Source organism: Mesorhizobium sp. LHD-90 (assembly GCF_030929505.1).
In the GTDB taxonomy this organism is placed as follows: Bacteria; Pseudomonadota; Alphaproteobacteria; order Rhizobiales; family Rhizobiaceae; genus Kumtagia.
On record NZ_JAVFVV010000015.1, the window covers coordinates 141,324 to 161,592 of the forward strand.

Below are 20,269 nucleotides of genomic sequence, written 5' to 3' on the forward strand. Positions count from 1 at the left end.
AGGAACACCCGCGAGCGCGAGATCGTGCCAAAAATCAGACCGGATCGCGGCGGCAGATTGAAACCTGTAACGTTTCAGTTTATCCGGACACTTGGCGCGGATTAGGCTTTTGCGCGACGCGCCGGTTGCCGTTTGACGGGACGGCTGATAGGCGGGCGCGATGGATGGCGAGGGCGGACAGGAACGGGTGGATGAACGGACGGGCGGCACCTCGCGCCCGACGTTGAAGACCATCGCCTTCATGACCGGGTTGGGGGTCACCACCGTGTCGCGCGCGCTGAAAGATGCTCCGGACATCAGCGAGGAGACCAAGAAGCGCGTGCGCCTGGTGGCGCGCCAGGTCGGCTACCGGCCGAACCGCGCCGGCGTGCGCCTGCGCACCGGCAAGACCAACGTCATCAGCCTGGTGCTCGACACCGACCAGCAGATCATGAGTTTTGTGTCGGACATTATCTACGGCATCTCCGAGGTGATTGCCGAGACGCCCTACCACCTGATCGTCACGCCCTACTCGCGGTCCCGGGACGCACTCGAACCGGTGCGCTACGTGGTGGAAACCGGGTCGGCCGACGGCGTCATCATCTCGCGCACCGAGCCCAACGACGCGCGGGCCCGCTATCTGCTCGAACACGGCATGCCGTTCGCCACGCACGGCCGCACCGATATGGGGCTCCTGCACCCCTACCACGACTTCGACAACCACGCCTTCGCGGCGATTGCCGTGCGCAAGCTCGCGGAACTGGGCCGGCGCCGGCTGGCTCTGCTGGCGCCGCCGGTCAGCTTGACCTATCACGGACACACGGTGAACGGCTTCGTCGACACGGTGAACGAAGTCGGCGCGACGGAAGTGCCGTTCAACTCCGTGTCGATCGATCAGTCGATCGAGCGGATCAGGAGCCGGACGGCACAGATCATGCGCCGAGGCGATCGTCCCGACGGGTTCGTGAGCAGCGCCGCCGCCGCGACGCTCGCGGTGGTCGCCGGCATCGAGGATGCCGGCTTCAAGCTCGGCCGCGACGTCGACGTGGTATCGAAACAGTCGTCCGACCTGCTGAAGCTGTTCCGGCCCGAACTGATGGTGGTCAACGAGGATTTCCGCCTCGCCGGCGCCGAGCTTGCCCGCTCGGTTCTCGCCTGGATCGGTGGCGCCGCGCCGGGCTCGCTGCAGACGCTTGCGGTGCCGAGCGCGGTGGACACGTAATAGGTACCAGGCTCACATCGCCGCGATCAGGAGAAATCCGCGAGCCCGCTGCCCCACGGCCCATGATGCTTGTCGACGCCATCCACGCGGTCGAAGCCGTGCGCGCCGAAGAAGTCGCGTTGTGCCTGGATGAGGTTCGCCGTGCCGCGGCCGCGGCGATAGCTGTCGAAATAGCCGAGCGCCGAGGCAAGCGCCGACACCGCCAGGCCATTGAGAATGGCGACCGACACGGTGCGGCGAAGCGCTCCGTCGGTTTCCTTTAACCGCGCCGCGAAGGCCGGCGTGATCACCAGATTGTCGGCATCGGGTGCGGCGCGGAACGCCGAGGTGATGTCGTCGAGGAATTGCGAGCGGATGATGCAGCCGGCACGCCAGATCTTGGCGATGGTCGGCATCGGCAGGTCCCAGCCGAACTCCTTCGACGCCTCCGCCATCACGGCGAAACCCTGCGCATAGGCGCCGATCTTGCCGGCGAGCAGCGCCAGTTCGAGGTCAGCGATCAGCCGCTCGCGGTCCACCGACCTGATCTGGCCGGCGGCGGGGAGCCCAAGAATCTTTTCGGCGTTCTCGCGCTGCGCCTTGAAGGATGACAGGCTGCGCGCCGCCACCGCCGCCTCGATGCCGGTCGCCGGCACGCCCATGTTCTGCGCCTCGATCACCGACCATTTTCCGGTGCCTTTCTGCCCGGCCTTGTCGACGATCATGTCGACCATCGGCTTGCCGGTGATCGGATCGGTCGCGCCGAGCACGATGCCGGAAATCTCGATCAGATAGGATTCCAGCCTGCCCTTGTTCCAGGTCTTGAAGATTTCGCTGCACTCGCCGGCCGACAGGCCCAGCCCATCGCGCAGCACGCCGTAGATTTCCGCGATCATCTGCATGTCGGCATATTCGATGCCGTTGTGGATGGTCTTCACAAAATGCCCGGCGCCGTTCGGCCCGAGCCAGGCCGCGCAGGGCTCGCCCCGATATTTGGCGGAAACATCGAGCAGCACTTTTTCAATGCGCTTGTAGGAGTCTTTCGTGCCGCCCACCATGATCGACGGGCCGTGGCGCGCGCCCTCCTCGCCGCCGGACACACCCATGCCGATGAAGGTCAGGCCGGTGCCTTCCAACTCGTTGAAGCGGCGCATCGTGTCGCGGAAATTGGCATTGCCGGCGTCGATGATGATGTCGTCGGCGGAAAGCACGCCGCGCAGCAGCGCGATCTGCTCGTCCACCGGCTTGCCGGCCTGGGTCATGATGATCACCGGGCGGGGCGGCTCGATCGCCCCGGCAAGCGCCTCGATGGTGTCGCAGGGAACGACCATGTTCGCGAGCGGCCCCGCTTCGGCGGCGAATTCATGGGTACGCGAAGTGGTACGGTTGTAGACGGCGATGCGGTGGCCTTTTTCGGCGATGTTCAGCGCCAGGTTCGATCCCATCACGCCAAGGCCGATCAGGCCGATTTCGGCTTTCTGCATGTCGCGTTTCCGTCCCTGCTGTTTTTGTTCGGCCGGCCTTGATGCGGCGGCGCGCGATGTTTGCCGCCGGCCGGAGGCTTCGTCAACCTGCCGGTCAGCCTGGTCAGCCCTGGCTGCGCTTGCGGCCGTAGAGTTCCAGCCGGTGGTGAACGATATCGTAGCCGAGCCGCTTGGCGATCTCGTCTTGCAACTGTTCGATGCGGTCGGACTTGAACTCGATCACGTCGCCCGTCTCGATGTCGATGAGATGGTCGTGGTGGTCTCCGCCCGACGGCTCGAAGCGCGACGGCCCGCCCTCGAAGGCATGGCGCTGGATGGCGCCCATGCCCTCCAGCAGTTTCATGGTGCGGTAGACGGTGGACAGCGAGATGCTTGGCTCGATGGTCACGGCGCGGCGGAATATCTCCAGTGCGTCCGGATGGTCGTCCGCGCTCGACAGTATGCCGAGAATGATGCGGCGCGGCCGCGTGATCCGCACGCCGGCCTTGCGCAGCGCCTTCTCGTAGTCGGGCCGGCCCGGTGGAATCGCTCTTGTCGTCATCGGCGGATTATGCGCCAGATGACAACCAGTTGCAAAGAAGCGTTGGGCCTCCCAACCGCCGGCGCGTCCGGCAGCCGACGGGGCTTGCCACCTATCCGAAGGTCCTGCCGCTCCGCGGTTTCTCCTCCTCCTCGAACGCAACCGCGACGTTCGCGTTTGCCGACAGGCGCACCTTGTCGCCTTCGACCTCTGCGATCAGCGCGGCCGGGATGGTGAGGTGGTGTCCCCTGTGCAAGCCCTCCCCGCTGTCCTTGCGCGTGAGCCTTATGGCGTCTTCCTCGACCCTGTCGACAGTTCCGATGTGAACGCCGTCGGCCCCGATGACTTCCATTTTTTCCCTGACGTCTTTGAGTCCGGACATCTGGTCCTCCTGTGATGACGCCACTCAACGCGCGGCACGCCGATTGGCTCCCTTCACAGGGTCGTGCGGAAGCTCAAATCTTCACCAGCATTGCGGTGAGGTACATGACGGCCACGCCGGCGGCCAGCCCCGCGACGGTCCAGGGCGCGGCGAGCGCAGCGGCGCCCCGGCCGTCCGACCGCATCAGGAAGGCGGTGACCTCGACGATCACCTGCAGGATGGCGCCAGCCCCGACCGCCAGTGCCAGCGCCGACCATTGCGGCGCGTAGGCGAGGCTGCCGATCCACAGGCCGATCACGGCGGGACCGCCGGCGAGAAGTGTCAGTCCCACGAAATTCAGCAGCGTCGGTCTGGTCTTCAGCAAGGGCGCGGCGATGCCGATGCCTTCGGTGACGTTGTGCAGCATGAAACCCAGCACCAGGAACGTGCCCAGCCCGGCCGCGCCGGCGGCGAAGGCGGCGCCGATCGCCAGCCCCTCGCCGAGATTGTGCAGGCCGATGCCGAGCGCGATGAAGGTCGCCAGCGCCAGGCCGGTCGGCGCGCCGCTCCGGCGGCCGGCCGCCATCAGCAGCAGGAAACTCGCGGCGGCCGCGAGCACCACCATGACCGGTCCCTGGAACAGCGCGGCCGCCTCGCCGGCAAGCTCGAACGCCTCGAATGCGGCATCGACGAGCAGGAAGGCGAGCAGGCCGACGGTGAGCGCCAGCAGGAAATTCATGCCGTCGCGGCCGACGCCGCGCAGGGCTGGATAAAACAGCATGCCGACCGCGACCGGGACCAGCCCGACCAGCACGCCGAGCAGCCCCTGCGACACCAGATTGCCGGCGTTCGGCACCGGCGTCGGCACGGCGACGGCAATCTCGTGGGTGAAGGTCGCGCCGGTGCCGGTGACGACGGTGACGGCATGCGCCTCGCCCAGCACCCAGGGAAACGGCAAGCGGATCCAGGCAGTGTCGCCGCGGCCGACCGGGCCGGCCGGCGTCTGCGTGAACTGCCAGTAGGCGTCGTCGACCTGCACCTGGGCGATCGTCATCGGCTCGGAGCCGCCGGCGCGCACCAGCACCTCGATGCCGTCGGTAGATAATATCGTCCGCTCGAAGCTCAGCTCTTCGACCGGCGGCGCGCCATTGCCAAAACCGCGCAACGGGTCGGCGGCGACCAGCCAGACGGCAGCAACCATGAGCGCGGCGAGTGGTAACAGCAGCCACAACAAAGCCGCCCTCGGCGGTCGCACCGCGGCAGGAGCAGGCCGCGTGGCGGCGATCGGCGAGGCTTCGTTCATGCCACCGCCTCCACCACCTCGAACATGCCCGACCAGCCGAGCTCGGTGAATTCCGACTGGTGCGGATGGAACATGTAGAGCCCGGTCTCGTGATCGCGATAGGTGAATTCGAGGATGCCGCGCTGCGCCTGGCACTGCGTGATCAGGTCGACGGTCTTCAGCGTCGGGGTCAGCGTCGTCCCCTGGTCGAAATAGTCGAAGAAGTTGGCGTGCAGGTGGAAGGAGTTGATCGGGTCGAATTCCACGACATTGACCAGATAGAGCCGGATAGGCCGGTCGCGCACGACCCTGATCGGCCGCTTCATGTAGGCGTGGGCGACCGTGTTCACGGCATAGACTTCGTTCTCGTTGTCGAAGTTGGTGTCGAAGCCGTTCATCACCATGACGAATTCCTGCCATTCGGCGTTCTCGGGCGTACCGAGGAGACGGGAACGCGCGATGTCGGCATGCTCCGGATGCCGGGCCGGATCTGGATCGATGACGAACAGGCCGTACATGCCCTTGTGGATGTGCCGCTTCAGCGGCAGGGCATGGCAGTGGTAGAGATGGCAGCCGAACGGTTTTGCGTCGAACTCGTAGACGAATTCGTCGCCCGGATCGATCAGCCCTGCCCCGGGCACGCCGTCCATCCGCGCCGCGTGGATGCCGTGGAAATGCATCGAATGCGGATGCGAGCCGAAGTTGCGGAAGACGATCCGCAACCTCTCGCCTTCGGTCGCGCGCAGCGACGGGCCGGGCACCCGGCCGTTATAGGTCCATGCCGGGAATTTTATCCCCGGCGCGATCTCGATCTCCTTGTCGTTCGCCTCGACCTCGAAGGTGCGCAGCGTGCGGCCGTCCGGCAGGATCGATACCGTGCCGGTTTCCCAGTCGGTCAGGAGATCGGCGGGGTCAAAACCGTTGCCGGCGCTGTCGACGTCGCCGACGGTGATCATCGCGCCATGCGCGGCATGCGGCGACGCGGTGGCCGCAGCCATGTCCACGGTGGCAGGCGTCGTGCCGTGAGCGGAATGGCCCGACTGGCCGAGCGCCGCGCCGGCAGCGACAACGCTACCGCCGGCCGCCGTCAGGCCCGCGCGCAACAGGTGACGGCGGCTGAACCCACCGCGAAGCCAGGCCGAAATACCGTCCATGCGCGATTTCCTGCAAATGCGAATGATTTGCATTATGGGCGCGACGCGCCCCGACCACAAGCGGATTCTCGCAGCCGCGGCCAAGTCGCCGAAACCCCCGCGCACACGTGCGTCGGTCGCCCCGGCGAGACCGGCTTGGCTTCGACGATGTCAACCGCGGAGCCCCAGGTCGGGGTCTCGACTCGACCCTTATGGCGACGCCCGCCAGCCGGACTGTCAGTCATACCGCGCAGCCGGATCGCCGGCAGGAAAGCCTTGCTCGGCATTTTCCGACCATTTGGACGGCGGACTTGCATTTGCCCGGTTCATGACGACATTGGCGCGTATGAACATCCCGACGCAACCGGTACGCCTGCAACGTCCGCCTGAAAAACGGCGACGCATCCCAGTCTCCATCATCATGGCGCTCAGCTTCGGCACATTGGTCCTGCTGTCGGTCGGCGGCGTGCTAGCGCTGACCGTCAGCGCCAACTACCGCAACACCTTCGACCTGCTCGGCGCGCAATCGACGCTGCTCGTCGACGCGATGGAAGATTCGCTGCGCACGGAGATGGCGCGCCCCGAAAGCGCGGTGGACGGCATCGCCCAGCTCTACACGCAGGGCGAGTTCCAGATCGACGACGAGGATGCGACGGCGGCGGCGCTTTCCGGCGCGCTTTCGGCCACGACGCAAGCCACCGCCATGCTGATCTGCACGCCGGACATGGTCTGCCGGGGTGTCTCGCGCAGGAGGGACAGCGACCCGCCAGGGGAGATCCAGCGGTTCGCGCCAGAAGCCGAGACCTCGCCGCAGACGCTCGCCGCGCTGGAACAGCGCCGCCGGGTCGACGGCCGCCGCTGGGGGGCGTTCGTGAGCAACCAGTACGGCCTGTTCGCCCAGGTGTCGGTTCCCCTGTCCCGGAATGGCGCGACGCATGGGTGGGTGATCGCGGCGGTGGAACTGCACAAGCTTTCCGACATCACGCAGCAGCTCTCCACCCGTTTCGGCACGCATGCCTTCATTCTCGACGGGGACGACCGCGTCCTCGCCGACCCGCGGCTGGCCGATCCCGCCGGGCCGAAGGGCGCCATCACGCCGCTGATGCCGCTTGCCGCCTTCGGCGATCCGGTGCTGGCCGCCTACCCCGAGCGCAAGGCTGAGGAGCAATTCGACGCACGACGCACCCGCGACGTGGAACTGGCCGAGATCGACCTGGACGGCGACAAGGATACGTCCAATTGGTGGAACGACGAAGCCAGCTATTTCGCCATGACCCGCAAGATTGCCGGCTATGGCGAGCGGCCGTGGACCATCGGCGCCTACTTCAAGTCCAGCCAGATCGCCGGCGAGATCGAGCGTGTCGTCGCATCGGCGCTGGTCGGGCTAGGCGCGATGGCGGCCGCGGTAATCATCGCCATCCTGCTCGGCAGGCGGCTGTCCCGACCGATCCAGGCGATCGCCGGCCAGGCCACCCGCGTCGCCGATTTCGAACTCGACGGGCTTGCGCCGCTGCCGCGCAGCCGGGTGCTGGAGATCGACGATCAGGCCTCCGCCTTCAACGCCATGCTGATCGGCCTGCGCGCCTTCTCCACCTACATCCCGCGCTCGCTGGTGGCCAAACTCGTTCGCAGCGGCGAGATCGGCATCGTCGAATCGCGCGAGGCCATGGTCACCGTCATGTTCACCGACATCGCCGATTTCACCGCGCTGTCGGAACGCATGGGCGCGGCCGAGGCGGCAAAACTGCTCAACCGGCATTTCGCCATCCTGTGCCGCGCCGTCGACGCCGAGGGCGGCACCGTCGACAAATTCCTCGGAGACGGCATGATGGCCTTCTTCGGCGCACCGGATCACCTCAAGGGCCATGCCGCGGCCGCCGTCCGCGCCGCGGCAGTGATCCGCGACGAACTGGAAGCCGACAACCGGTCGGCCGCGACAGAAGGCAGGCCGGCATTGCGCGTGCGCATCGGCATCCACACCGGGCCGGTCATCGTCGGCAACATCGGCGCGTCCGACCGCGTCAACTACACGATCATCGGCGACACGGTGAATGTCAGCCAGAGATTGCAGGAACTGGGCAAGGTGCTGGCGCCCGAGGCCCGCACCACGATAGCCATATCCGCCGAGACCGCCTCGCGCCTCGACGAACGTTTCGAGACGATCCCCGCCGGCACTCACAGGCTGCGCGGGCGCGGCGAGGCGATGGCGGTTTTCGTGGTCGGCGAGGTTCATGCCGGAGCCCCCTCATCCGAGACGCATGAGGCGAGCGCGGCATAGCGCCACCGACGAACACCACTACGCAACAGATGCCGCGAAAGCAGGCGGGCTCCCTTTCGGGAGCCCGCCGCACAAAGGCGCCGGATGGGAGGAGGGATCAGGCGGCCTTCGCCTCCTCGCGCGGTCGCGCGAACGAAAGGCCATTGTCGTCGAAGATATGCAGATCGCCGGCATCCGCCGAAAGCCGGATCGTCGAGCCGCGCTGCACGCTGGCGTTGCCCGGCAGCTTGGCGACGATCGGCTCGTTCGGCCGGCCGATGTCGACATAGACCAGTTGCACCTCGCCGAGCTGCTCGATGTAGTCGATCGCTCCCTCGAACAGCACGTTGTCGCCGCCGGCCAGCGACAGGTCCTCCGGCCGCACGCCGAAACTGATCGTGCTGCCGGCGGAAGCGCCGGACGTGGAGACCGGCACCGCGATCTTGCGGCCGAACACATCGACCTCGGTCGGCATGCCGGGCTTGCTCAGCGTGGCCGGCAGGATGTTCATGGCCGGCGAGCCGATGAATTGGGCGACGAACAGGTTGCCGGGATGCTTGTAGAGTTCCATCGGAGAGCCGACCTGTTCGATGCGGCCTTCCTTCAGCACCACGATGCGGTCGGCCAGCGTCATCGCCTCGACCTGGTCGTGGGTGACATAGATCATGGTGGTGTTGGGCATCGATTCCTTGAGTTTTGCGATCTCGATGCGGGTGGCGACGCGCAGCGCAGCGTCGAGGTTCGACAGCGGCTCGTCGAACAGAAAGACCTTGGGGTTGCGCACGATGGCGCGGCCGATGGCGACACGCTGCCGCTGGCCGCCCGACATCGCCTTGGGCAGCCGGTCGAGCATCTTCGTCAACTGGAGGATCTCGGCGGCGTTGCGCACGCGCTTGTCGATCTCCGCCTTGCTTTCCCGCGCGATGCGCATGGAGAAGGCCATATTGTCATAGACCGTCATGTGCGGATAGAGCGCGTAGGACTGGAACACCATGGCGATGCCGCGTTTCGACGGCGGCACATCGTTGACGACTTCGCCTGCGATCTTCAGCTCTCCCGACGTGATCTCCTCCAGGCCTGCGATGGTCCGCAGCAGAGTCGACTTGCCGCAGCCGGACGGACCGACGAAGACGATGAACTCGCCGGACTGGATGTCGAGGTCGATGCCATGAAGCGTGTAGAGGTTGCCATACGCCTTCTTGACGTTCCTGAGGGTGAGATCGGCCATGCTGTCCTCCCTTTTTGCCGCGCCACGTCAGACCATGCGCCCGAACCACGCACCGTAACCGTCGAGGCGGACGGTGCCGCCGTCGAGAACACCTGAAAAGCCGTGGCCTACGAGCGGCTGCACGCTCCGGGCGCCGCCGAGGTCCACCGCCACCGGCGCGGCCCCGAGATTGAACGCGCAGACGATCTGCTCGTTGCCGTAGCGCCTGACGAAAGCGACGGCGTCGTCTTGCGCCGCCAGGAATTCGATCTCGCCCTTGGCGAAAGCCGGATAGGCCCTGCGGAAGGCGAGGAAGCGGCGATAGTGCTCCAGCAGCGACGCAGCATTGCCCTTCTGGGTGTCGACGGCGGCGCGCAGATGGTCGGCCGGCACCGGTAGCCACGGTTTCGCGGTCGAGAAGCCGCCATTCGGCGCCTTGGAATCCCACACCATCGGCGTGCGGCAGCCGTCGCGGCCCTTGAATTCCGGCCAGAAGCGGATGCCGTAGGGATCCTGCAGATCCTCGAAGGCGAGATCGGCTTCGGTCAGGCCCAGTTCCTCGCCCTGATAGATGCAGACCGAGCCGCGCAGCGACATCAACAGTGCCGAAATCACTTTCAGATAGGCGGCGCGGTCGGCCTCGCCCTCGCCCCAGCGCGAGGCGTGGCGTTTCACGTCGTGATTGGAGAAGGCCCAGCAGGCCCAGCCGTCGCTGGCGACCTGTCCGAAATCCTCAAGAACGGTGCGCACCTTCGTCGCGCTGATCTTTTCCGGCGCGAGGAAGTCGAAGGCATAGCACATCTGCACACGGTCGCCGCCGCCCGTGTATTCGGCGACCACCTGCAGGCCGCGCTGCGAATCGCCGACCTCGCCGACCGCCGCGGCGGCCGGGTACTCGTCGAGCAGGGCGCGGAAGCGGCGCAGGAAATCGACATTCTCCGGCCGGCTCTTGTCGTAGATGTGGTCCTGATAGTTATAGGGGTTGACCGCCGGCGCCGTCTGGTCGTTGCGCTCGGCCGGCGGCAGCGCCGGATTGTCCTCCAGCCCCTGGCTGTGGAAGTAGAAGTTGATGGTGTCGAGGCGGAAACCGTCGACGCCGCGTTCCAGCCAGAACCGGGTGATGTCGAGCAGTTCGCCCTGCACCTCGCGGTTATGGAAGTTGAGGTCCGGCTGCTCCGACAGGAAGTTGTGCAGAAAATATTGCTGGCGGCGGGTGTCCCACTGCCAGGCCGAGCCGCCGAAGATCGACAGCCAGTTGTTGGGCGGCGTGCCGTCCGGCTTGGCGTCCGCCCACACATACCAGTCGGCCTTGGGATTGGCGCGGCTCGACCGGCTCTCTTTGAACCAGGGATGCTGGTCGGAGGTGTGCGAGATCACCTCGTCGATCATCACCTTGAGGCCGAGGCGATGCGCCTCGGCGATCAGCGTGTCGAAGTCCGATAGCCGGCCAAACATCGGATCGACGTCGCGATAGTCCGAGACGTCGTAGCCGAAATCCTTCATCGGCGACTTGCAGAACGGTGAGATCCAGATGGCATCGGCGCCGAGATCGGCGATGTAGGGCAGCCGGCGGATGATGCCCTTCAGGTCGCCGATGCCGTCGCCGTCGGAGTCCTGGTAGCTGCGCGGATAGATCTGGTAGATCACCGCGCCGCGCCACCAGTCGCGATCCGGGGCCGTTTCGGGCCGCTCGACCCTGCGTGCCGCTGATTGCATGAGATCAACCTCCCTTGACGGAGCCCGCGAGCAGGCCGCGGACGAAGTAGCGCTGGAGCGAGAAGAACACAATCAGCGGCACGATGATGGTGACGAAGGCCGAGGTCGTGAGAATCTCCCAGTCGCCGCCGCGCGAACCGAGCAGCGCGTTGAGCCGGCCGGTCAGCACCAGTTGGTCGGCGCTCGATCCGAGGAAAACCATCGCCACCAGCAGATCGTTCCATACCCACAGGAACTGGAAGATGGCGAAGGAGGCGAGCACCGGGAAGGACAGCGGCAGCACGATCTTGATGAAGATCTCGAAATCGCTGGCGCCGTCGATGCGTGCCGACTCCATCAGTTCGCGCGGCAGGCCGGCCATGTAACTCCGGAGCAGATAGATGGCGAAGGGCAGGCCGAAACCGGTATGCGCCAGCCATATGCCGAGATAGGTCTTCGACGGGACGCCGAAGAAGGCGCCGACGCCGTTGTAAAGCTGCAGCAGCGGGATCAGCGCCATCTGCAGCGGCACGACCAGCAGGCCGATGATGACGGCGATGATCAGCGCCCGGCCGGGAAAACGCATCCAGGCCAGCGCATAGGCGGCGAAGGCCGCGATCATGATCGGGATCACCGTGGCCGGTATGGTCACGGTCAGCGAGTTGATGAAGGAACGACCGATGCCTTCGGAAAACAGCACCGACTGGTAGTTCTCGGTGGTGAAGCGCGGCGGCGTGGTCGCCGCGTAATAGACGCGCTGCCCGCGGTCACCCTCGAACGCGACTGGCGAGGCGAGCACGAAGCCGCCGTCGGCGTTGACCCGCAGGGTGACGCCGTCCTTCAGCTCGGCGACCGCGCCGGCGGGAAACTCGGTTGGCGCCACGGCGCGCGTGCCGAAGGCGCTGATCTCGCGGCCGCCGGGCTGTTCGAACAGATTGCCTTCGATGACGAATTTTCCGTCCTTCTCCTGCTGGGCGGAAGCCGGCGGCAGGCGGCCGTTTTCGGTCTGCACCGAACCGGCGAAGGAGTTCCACCAGCCCGACGCGATGATCTGGTCCTTGTCGCGGAGCGACGAGACGAGGATGCCGAGCGTCGGGATGGTCCAGACCGCGACGAAGAAGAACACGGCGATGTGGATGCCGAAGCGGCCGAGAAAGGACTTTCCGGCGGACTTGCCGCTTGCCTGAGACATCTCAGTGCCCTCCGGTTTCCTTGTTGGCCTGGCGGATGTTCCAGACCATGATCGGCAGAACGGCGATCATGATCACGATCGCGATGGTCGCGCCGCGACCGAAATCGCCGCCGCCGCGGAACATCCAGTCGAACATGAGGTTGGCGAGCACCTGGCTGTTCCACTGGCCGTTGGTCATGGTCAGCACGATGTCGAACACTTTCAGCACCAGGATGGTGATGGTGGTCCACACCACGGCGATGGTGCCCCAGATCTGCGGGATCATGATCTTCCAGAAGATCTGGAAGCCCGAGGCGCCGTCGATTACCGCCGCCTCGATGGTCTCGTCGGGAATGCCGCGAAGCGCCGCCGACAGGATGACCATGGCGAAGCCGGTCTGGATCCAGATCAGGATCACCATCAGGAAGAAGTTGTTCCAGAACGGCAGCGATATCCACACCTGCGGATCGCCGCCCAACCCCTGGACGATGGCGTTGAGCAGGCCGATCTGGGTCTGGCCCTCGCCGCGATACTCGTAGATGAACTTCCAGATGACGCTGGCGCCGACGAATGAGATGGCAAGCGGCAGGAAGATCAGGCTTTTGGCGATCGTGCCCCACCAGATGCGGTCGGTCAGCACCGCGATCACCAGGCCGAGGAAGGTGCAGGCGGCCGGCACCACCAGCAGCCACAGGAAATTGTTGAGGATCGAGTTGCGGAACTCGCGGTCGCCGAAGGCCCAGGCATAGTTGTCGACGCCGACGAAATTCTGTCCCGCCCGGTCGTGGAAGGAGAGATAGAGCGTCTGCACCACGGGGTAGAGCAGATAGACGACCAGGATGATCATCGCCGGGCCGATGAACAGCCACGGCCGGATCATGCCCTGCCGGCGAAGGTTGTTGATGGCCGTGCCGCCGCTGACCCCGCGCGCCGGGAAGATCAGGTCGAGCGCCTTGTTGGCCCCCCAGAAATAGGCGACGCAGCCGCCGACGCCGACGACGATGGCAATGATGGCCGAGAAAATCTGACCAGCCATGGGTACCTCCCCTCTATGAGGACCTGCTCAACAAATCAGATGCTTGCAGTTTGCGCTTGCCGGGCGGCGGCCAGCCTCTTCCGGCCGCCGGACCGCTCCCGCGGCCCGGACGAAGCCCGGCCCGCGGGCGAAGACGGGACGTCCTACTTGATCGCGTCCCAGCTCTTCTGGATATCGGTCGTCACATCCTGGGCGGACTTGCCGCCGACCAGGTCGATCATGCCGGTCCAGAAGGCGCCGGCGCCGATCTTACCGGGCATCAGGTCCGAGCCGTCGAAGCGGAAGGTCGAGGCGTTCACCAGGATTTCGCCCTGCTTCTTCAACTGGTCGTTGGCGTAGGCTTCGGTGTTGGCGGTCTTCAACGCCGTAAGCAGGCCGGACTGCGCCATCCAGATCTCGTGGGCGAGCGGCATTTCGAGGAATTTTATGAACTCCCGCGCCGCCTTGGAATCCTTGGTGATGGCGACCAGCGTGCCAGCGCCCAGCACCGGATTGCCAAGGTCCGGCTTGGCGGCCATCGGCGGCAGGTAGAAGAAGTCGGCGTCCTCGCCGAGCTTGGTGCCTTCGGGGAAGAAGGACGAGATGAACGAGGCCTGGCGGTGCATGTAGCATTTGGGCGGGATGCCGAAGAGACCCTTCGGGCTGTCGCGGAAGTCGGTCGCTGCCACCGCCGCCTTGCCGCCGTCGACATATTTGTCGTTGGTGGCGATGTCGGCAAAGACCTGCAGCGCGTTGACCACCGCCGGATCGTTGAACGGAATCTCGTTCTTGGTCCACTTGTCATAGACATCCGGCGAGGCCGTGCGCAGCATGATGTCCTCGACCCAGTCGGTCGCCGGCCAGCCGGTGGCGCCGCCCGATCCCAGGCCGATGCACCACGGCACGCCACCGTCGGCGACGATCTGGTCGGAAAGCTTCATCATGTCTTCCCAGGTCTTGGGAACCTCGTAGCCGGCTTCCTCGAAATTCTCCGGCACGTACCAGACCAGCGACTTCAGGTCGGCCTTGTAGGGGAAGGCGAAGAACTTCGCGGTGCCGTCCTTGTCCTTGTAGGTGCCGAGATCGACCCAGGACTGGCCGGCGCCGTAATTGTCCTTGACGAAGGTGGCGACGTCGTCGCCGAGCGGGACGAGCAGGCCCTTCGAGGCCAGATCCTGCAACAGGCCCGGCTGGGGCAGGATGGCGATGTTCGGCGGGCTGCCGGCCTGCGTGTCGATGACGATTTGCTGTTCGTAGTTTTCCGAAGACGAATAGTTGATGGTGGCTCCGGTGGCTTCGGAGAAGTAGTCGAGCACGCTGCGCACCAGCGCCTCGTCCTCGCCGCGCCACGGCCCGAAGATCGACAGCGTCTCGCCCTTAAGGTCGACCTTCTTCAAATCGTCAAAGTTGGACCAGGTGAAGCGGGCGTCCTCGCCGGGCGCGAACTTCAGTTCCGCGGCCGCCGGCCAGCTCAACGCCAGCGACGCCAGAGCGACGCCAAGAAACAGGCTTTTCCTCATCGGATTTCCTCCCTTTGAAACCGCTGATGGATGGAACCTCCATTCCATCCCGCCGACACCACCCTGAACCCGTCGGGCAACCGAGTCCACACGCTTATGGCGAAGGGTCGATCGCGATGGCATTTTCAAAGCGCTTTGGCTTGGTTTCGATTTACACGTCAAATCCGTCTGAAAGTCAAGCAGGCTACTTAACTAATCGATTTAGGTTCGAAACTTCTGCATCGCAACGACCATTTGATGCGGTGCAATGGAAAATTTCCTTCAAAAACCAATGCAAACCACCTAGTTTGGCAAGACTGTCCCCTTTATGGACGCGAGGCCGATAGGATGCCATTTTTGAAAGCGCTTTGAAGAAAACGCGGCGATGAACCTGAAGCAGCTTGCCCTCATGCTGGATCTCTCGCAGACGACAGTCAGCCGGGCCCTCAACGGCTATCCGGAGGTCAACGAGGAAACCCGGCGGCGCGTCGTGGACGCCGCCAAGCGCCACGGTTACCGTCCGAACCCCAGCGCGCGCAGGCTTGCCACCGGCAAGGCCGGCATGATCGGCTATGTGCTGCCCACCGGAGCCAGCGTCGACATCGATCCGCATTTCGTCGAGTTCCTGTCCGGCCTGGGCGACTATGCCCGCTCGCACGAACTGGATCTGGTGCTGAGTCCCGCCGAGGCCGACGACGAGGAGACCACCTATCGCCGGGTCGCGGCCAACAAGCAGGTAGACGCCGTCTACGTCTCGGCGCCGCGGCCGAAGGACAGGCGTATCGCCCTGCTCCACCAGCTCGGCCTGCCGTTCCTTGTGCACGGTCGCTCCGAAGGATTGGATTTTCCCTACCCGCATCTCGACATCGACAACGAGGGCGCCTTCCACGAGGCCGGTCGGCTGCTGGTCCAGCTCGGTCACCGCCGCATCGCGCTGATCAACGGCGACGACACGCAGACTTTCGCCATTTTTCGCGAGCGCGGCCTGCGGCGCGCGCTGGCGGTTTCCGGCGTTGAACTCATGCCGCCGATGATCCGGTCGGCGGGCATGACGGAAGAAAACGGCTATCGGGCCACGAGAAGCCTGCTCGAACTGGACGTGGCGCCGACCGCCATACTGTGCTCCAGCCTGATCATGGGACTGGGCGTGGTGCGGGCGTTGTGCGATCTCGGCCTGTCCGTGCCGAAGGACATTTCGCTGGTAGCGCATGACGACGTGTTTCCATGGCTCAGGCCGGAAAACTTTCCGGTGCCGCTGTCGACGACGCGCTCCTCCATCCGCGCCGCCGGCGCGCGTATCGCCGAGCGGCTGGCGGCACGCATTTCCGGGCTGGAAGACGATCCGCGCGGCGAGGTATGGCCTGTCGACCTTGTTGTAAGGGGATCTGTCGCGGGAGCGCCGCTCTGAGCGTCAGCGATGCATTGTCGCCGCCGACGGCGTCGTGCGCAACGTCACGACCGGATCGGGCGCGTAGGAGCGGTTCTCCAAGATTCCGGTGATCCGTGCAAAACTCTCGAACGCCTTGCGCGCGTGCTCGACTTTCATCGAGCCGACCAGCGCGGCATCGCATCCCTTCATTGCGCAAGTATAGACCGGGCCGCGTCTGGCGCCCGGCCACTCGCGAAGGAAGTCGACCGCGCCTTGCAGCGTATCGATCTCGATCGGCTTGCCGCCGACATGCAACCTTATGGGCACACGAAACCGGATCGCGTCCATGCCGTCCTCCACGGATTGCTGGGTAGTACCCCGCTCAATGCGCGGAGCGCCGAAAGGTTCCCGAAAAATCGGCAAAAACTTGTTCAGACAACGGTGCGCGGCAGCGACCGCAGCAGCGTGGCGCGGGCAGATTTCAGATGCGCCTGGCAGGCCGTCGTCACGCGGGCCCTGTCGCGCGATTTGAGGGCGTCGATATAGGCGAGATGCTCGTTCACCGCGACGGCGTTGCGTTCGCGCCCGTCTGCCTTGTTCCACTGGTAGTGATAGTGGAAAATCATGGCGATGACGTCGTAGAAATCGACGATGAAGCGGTTGCGCGAGGCATTGTGGATGAGCCGGTGGAAGCGCTCGTCGAGCTCCGAAAAATCCACATAGCGTAGTGCTATGGCGTCGGCGAAACCTACATGCTCCGTCTCCATCGCATCGAGCGCCACCCATGCCGGGCTCGCTTCGCCGAGTTCGACGAAGGCCAGCGCCGAGCGCAACTCGAACATCTCGCGGATCTCAGTCAGCTCCAGCGCGAAGTCACGCGTGAATCCCTTGAACATCCAGCGGCCGTTGGGGCGCTTCTCGATCAGGCCGAAGCGACTGAAGCGGATGAGGAATTCGCGAAGGCTGCCGGTGCCGACGCCAATCTCGCGCGCCAGTTCCACCTCGGTGATATGCGTGCCGGGCTCGACACCCTGCGCCAGCAATAGCCGCATGAAGCTGCGCTCGATGATTTCGGCCGGTGAATCGGTCTCCCCGGCCGGAAAAAAGTCTCCTGCTCCGGGTTCCCGCAGCCGGACCTTGCTGCGCTTGTCCCAGCGGATGATGCCGCTTTCGGCCATGTGGGCCAGGATGGTGCGAACCGTTGTGCGGCTGACGCCGAGCGCCAGGCAAAGCTCGGGTTCGGAGGGCAGGCAGTCGCGCGCCGCGAGCAAAGCCAGGCAGCGATTGTAGGCTTGCTTGAAAACCGTGCTGGTCTTCGACATCGGGGAGTCCCATCTCTCCTCGGCGGCAACATATAGGGCGCAAAAACCGATTGCGCTAAAATGTTTTTTTAGGATAAAAGACAATACGGTCCCTTTGGGGGGAGTCAACCTTATTCAGCGCGTCGCGCTCCGGATCGTTTCAAGCCGGGCTGCCTGATGGGCCACGAACTCCATGCGGAACCTCCTAGCCATTGTCCCGACCAGCCAGGGAAACGACCCGTGACCGCCGCCCAATCCATCGTGCTTTCGCCCTCCGACAATGTAGCCGTCGCCAATGGGCGCATTGAAGCCGGTGACGTTCTTCCGGGCGGCGCGGCGGCGCTTTCCGCCATCGATCCGGGCCACAAGGTGGCGATCAAGCCGATCGCCAAGGGTGACGCGGTGGTGAAGTATGCCCAGGCGATCGGAAAGGCGACGGCCGACATTCCGGCCGGCGCGCATGTCCATTCGCACAATCTCGTCTTCGAATCCGGCCGCATGCCGGTTGTGCCGCCGAGCCCGCCGGTGGAGGCGACCGAGGAAGAACGCGCCCGCACCTTCATGGGCTATCGCCGCGCCGACGGGCGCGCCGGCACGCGAAATTTCGTCGGCATCATCGCCAGCGTGAACTGCTCGGCGACCGTCTGCCACGCCATCGCCGACCAGGCCAACAAGCGGCTGCTGCCGAAGTACCCGGGCATCGACGGCTTCGTGCCGATCGTGCACGGCCAGGGCTGCGGCATGAGCGCCACCGGCGACGGCATGATGGTGCTGCACCGTACGCTGGCGGGTTACGCCCGGCATCCGAACTTCGGCGGAGCGCTGATGGTCGGCCTCGGCTGCGAGGTCAACCAGTTGACGCTCTACGGCCAGAAGGGCGTCGCCGCGGGAAAACGCCACTTCAACATCCAGGACTCGGGCGGGTCGCGCAAATCGGTAGAGAAGGCGATGGGCGTACTGGAGGAAATCTGCCAGGAGGTCGGCCACCTCGAGCGAGAGCCGATCCCGGTTTCGGAAATCGTCGTCGGCCTGCAGTGCGGCGGCTCCGACGGCATGTCCGGCATCACCGCCAATCCGGCGCTGGGTGCTGCGGTCGACATCCTCGCCGCCGGCGGTGGCATCGGTATCCTTTCGGAAACTACCGAGATCTATGGCGCCGAGCACCTGCTCGCCTACCGGGCCGCGTCGCCGGAGATCGCCAAGAAACTCGATGGCTACATCAAATGGTGGGAGGACCATACCGCCAAGCATGGCGCCTCGATCGACAACAATCCCTCGCCCGGCAACAAGCGCGGCGGCCTGACGACGATCCTGGAAAAGTCGCTCGGCGCGGTGGCCAAGGGCGGCCAGACCCCGCTCAACGGCGTCTTCGCCTATGCCGAGAAGGTTTCCGGCCACGGCCTCGTCTTCATGGACACGCCCGGCTACGACCCCGTCTCGGCGACCGGCCAGGTGGCGGGCGGCGCCAACGTCATCGTCTTCACCACCGGGCGCGGTTCCTGCTTCGGCAGCCATCCGACGCCGTCGATCAAGGTGGCGACCAACACCGCGCTCTACAATTCGATGGAAGAGGACATGGACGTCAATTGCGGCGTCATCGCTTCGGGCGACAAGACCATCCCGCAGATGGGCCGCGAGATCTTCGAGCTGATCGTCGAGACGGCGTCGGGCAAGAAGACCAAGAGCGAGTTGTTCGGCTACGGCGACAACGAATTCGTGCCGTGGCACCTCGGCGCGACGCTGTAGCGCCTGCCCCTGCCATACCTTGCTGGGGAATCCGACGCGCCGGTTTCCCCGTTTGCCTGCCTCCCGGCGCCGTGGACGCCCGCCATCCATTCGGTGGCTCGGCCATCTTGCGAAGCAGGCCGTCACGGATACGGCGGCTTGGCGTAGCGGAATATGCAACGAGACCGCACTCCTTCCTCGCCACGCTGCGGAAATCCGCCCTGGCCATTGAGTGGAAATCTCCCTTCCGGGAGGTGGGAAGCGGGGCGCAGGGCCGAGCCTCTCAAAGTTATAAAACGTGGCGCGAACCTTGCGCCCCGCCGGCGTTCTTGCCCGACCGCTGATACCGCTCACTCGTTCCGGAGCGTGTCGTCGCGGTCTGGGGCCCGGGTCTTTAGGCTCTTGCCAAGCCGCGCACCGTTACGCGGCCACCCCGGCGCCGTCGCTCTCCCCTGATACCCGGTGCGCACCAGGTTTCCCGCGAGAGCGATTGCGAGCATTATGCGGGAGCCCGAAGCAGGAGGGATAAGTCTGCCGAAAAAAATCTAGCCGGAACACTTTTCCCGGATAACGGAATGAAGGATTTCAATAGCTTATGACAGAAATCCGAATCGGAATGTTAAAAGGCTGTGGACGTTCTGTCCCCTTTTCTGGACATCCAGCGCCGAGGGTCATTTTCCTTGGCCGTCCGCGCTGCCCCTCACTGTCCTGCCCGTGATCCTTCGACAAGCTCAGGACGAGAAGAGAGCCGCTGACCGCAACGATTTCGCCAATCGCCAACTTGGATGGGCGAAACCGGCAATGCGTGGGTCTCTCCCCATCCGCGGCAGGGCAATCGCGTATGGCCAGATGATCCTCCCCTCCTCGCCTGTGGCGAGACGCTGAGGCATCACCCCCTCCACCGCCTCCGGCGGTCCCCCTCCCCCGCTCCGCAGGGGAGGAACCAGCGGCTGTCCGACCCGGATAGATAGGTAACGGAATGGACCGGATAGATGGGTGACAGTTTTCTTGTCCGCCGGGAGGACCGGCGATGGGATGGCGAGAGACTGGCATCATGGACGAGCGGCTTT

At 65.0% G+C, this 20,269-nt stretch carries 16 protein-coding genes; 4 read left to right on the forward strand and 12 right to left on the reverse strand.

Annotated elements, in window-relative coordinates:
* Positions 1 to 187: 187 nt before the first annotated feature.
* Positions 188 to 1,201 (forward strand): LacI family transcriptional regulator, encoded by a 1,014-nt coding sequence (locus tag RB623_RS21065; RefSeq protein WP_374121720.1) that lies wholly within the window; start codon positions 188 to 190, stop codon positions 1,199 to 1,201.
* 26 nt (positions 1,202 to 1,227) lie between these two features.
* Here the strand turns inward: RB623_RS21065 and gndA are convergent, their stop codons facing one another.
* From gndA to RB623_RS21090, 5 genes are all read right to left on the reverse strand, one after another.
* Entirely contained in the window at positions 1,228 to 2,664 is a 1,437-nt protein-coding gene (gndA, locus tag RB623_RS21070; RefSeq protein ID WP_308058932.1) for an NADP-dependent phosphogluconate dehydrogenase, read from the reverse strand.
* Between the two features lie 103 nt (positions 2,665 to 2,767).
* The gene (locus RB623_RS21075; protein WP_308058933.1) at positions 2,768 to 3,205 is read right to left on the reverse strand and encodes a Fur family transcriptional regulator; all 438 of its coding nucleotides are present in this window, start codon (positions 3,203 to 3,205) and stop codon (positions 2,768 to 2,770) included.
* Positions 3,206 to 3,296: 91 nt separating this feature from the next.
* Positions 3,297 to 3,566: a DUF2171 domain-containing protein gene (locus RB623_RS21080; RefSeq protein ID WP_308058935.1), complete on the reverse strand. Its 270-nt coding sequence runs from the start codon at positions 3,564 to 3,566 to the stop codon at positions 3,297 to 3,299.
* A 73-nt stretch (positions 3,567 to 3,639) separates the two neighbouring features.
* Complete coding sequence (locus RB623_RS21085; RefSeq protein WP_308058936.1) at positions 3,640 to 4,848, reverse strand: metal transporter; 1,209 nt, start codon at positions 4,846 to 4,848, stop codon at positions 3,640 to 3,642.
* On the reverse strand, positions 4,845 to 5,981 hold the full coding sequence (locus RB623_RS21090; RefSeq protein WP_308058937.1) for a multicopper oxidase domain-containing protein: 1,137 nt from the start codon (positions 5,979 to 5,981) through the stop codon (positions 4,845 to 4,847). The genes RB623_RS21085 and RB623_RS21090 overlap by 4 nt, the downstream gene beginning before the upstream one ends.
* A gap of 325 nt (positions 5,982 to 6,306) precedes the next feature.
* On the opposite strand from RB623_RS21090, the gene RB623_RS21095 reads away from it, so the two are divergent.
* Positions 6,307 to 8,238 (forward strand): adenylate/guanylate cyclase domain-containing protein, encoded by a 1,932-nt coding sequence (locus RB623_RS21095; protein WP_308058938.1) that lies wholly within the window; start codon positions 6,307 to 6,309, stop codon positions 8,236 to 8,238.
* Positions 8,239 to 8,335: 97 nt separating this feature from the next.
* Here the strand turns inward: RB623_RS21095 and RB623_RS21100 are convergent, their stop codons facing one another.
* From RB623_RS21100 to RB623_RS21120, 5 genes are all read right to left on the reverse strand, one after another.
* The gene (locus tag RB623_RS21100) at positions 8,336 to 9,445 is read right to left on the reverse strand and encodes a sn-glycerol-3-phosphate ABC transporter ATP-binding protein UgpC (protein WP_308058939.1); all 1,110 of its coding nucleotides are present in this window, start codon (positions 9,443 to 9,445) and stop codon (positions 8,336 to 8,338) included.
* A gap of 27 nt (positions 9,446 to 9,472) precedes the next feature.
* On the reverse strand, positions 9,473 to 11,140 hold the full coding sequence (locus tag RB623_RS21105; protein ID WP_308058940.1) for an alpha-glucosidase family protein: 1,668 nt from the start codon (positions 11,138 to 11,140) through the stop codon (positions 9,473 to 9,475).
* 4 nt (positions 11,141 to 11,144) lie between these two features.
* Entirely contained in the window at positions 11,145 to 12,311 is a 1,167-nt protein-coding gene (locus RB623_RS21110) for a carbohydrate ABC transporter permease (protein WP_308058941.1), read from the reverse strand.
* Between the two features lies 1 nt (position 12,312).
* Positions 12,313 to 13,326: a sugar ABC transporter permease gene (locus RB623_RS21115; RefSeq protein WP_308058942.1), complete on the reverse strand. Its 1,014-nt coding sequence runs from the start codon at positions 13,324 to 13,326 to the stop codon at positions 12,313 to 12,315.
* Positions 13,327 to 13,469: 143 nt separating this feature from the next.
* Positions 13,470 to 14,825 carry an ABC transporter substrate-binding protein gene (locus RB623_RS21120; protein ID WP_308058943.1) on the reverse strand — a complete coding sequence of 452 codons (1,356 nt, stop codon included), beginning with the start codon at positions 14,823 to 14,825 and terminating at the stop codon, positions 13,470 to 13,472.
* Positions 14,826 to 15,189: 364 nt separating this feature from the next.
* On the opposite strand from RB623_RS21120, the gene RB623_RS21125 reads away from it, so the two are divergent.
* Positions 15,190 to 16,212 carry a substrate-binding domain-containing protein gene (locus RB623_RS21125; protein ID WP_308058944.1) on the forward strand — a complete coding sequence of 341 codons (1,023 nt, stop codon included), beginning with the start codon at positions 15,190 to 15,192 and terminating at the stop codon, positions 16,210 to 16,212.
* 3 nt (positions 16,213 to 16,215) lie between these two features.
* Here the strand turns inward: RB623_RS21125 and RB623_RS21130 are convergent, their stop codons facing one another.
* Both RB623_RS21130 and RB623_RS21135 read right to left on the reverse strand, forming a co-directional pair.
* Positions 16,216 to 16,521 (reverse strand): DUF982 domain-containing protein, encoded by a 306-nt coding sequence (locus RB623_RS21130; protein WP_308058945.1) that lies wholly within the window; start codon positions 16,519 to 16,521, stop codon positions 16,216 to 16,218.
* Between the two features lie 83 nt (positions 16,522 to 16,604).
* A complete protein-coding gene (locus RB623_RS21135) occupies positions 16,605 to 17,495 on the reverse strand; it encodes an FCD domain-containing protein (RefSeq protein WP_308058946.1) in 891 nt (296 codons plus the stop codon).
* A 219-nt stretch (positions 17,496 to 17,714) separates the two neighbouring features.
* Between RB623_RS21135 and RB623_RS21140 the strand changes: the two genes are divergently transcribed.
* Positions 17,715 to 19,220: an altronate dehydratase family protein gene (locus tag RB623_RS21140; protein ID WP_308058947.1), complete on the forward strand. Its 1,506-nt coding sequence runs from the start codon at positions 17,715 to 17,717 to the stop codon at positions 19,218 to 19,220.
* Positions 19,221 to 20,269 lie beyond the last annotated feature (1,049 nt).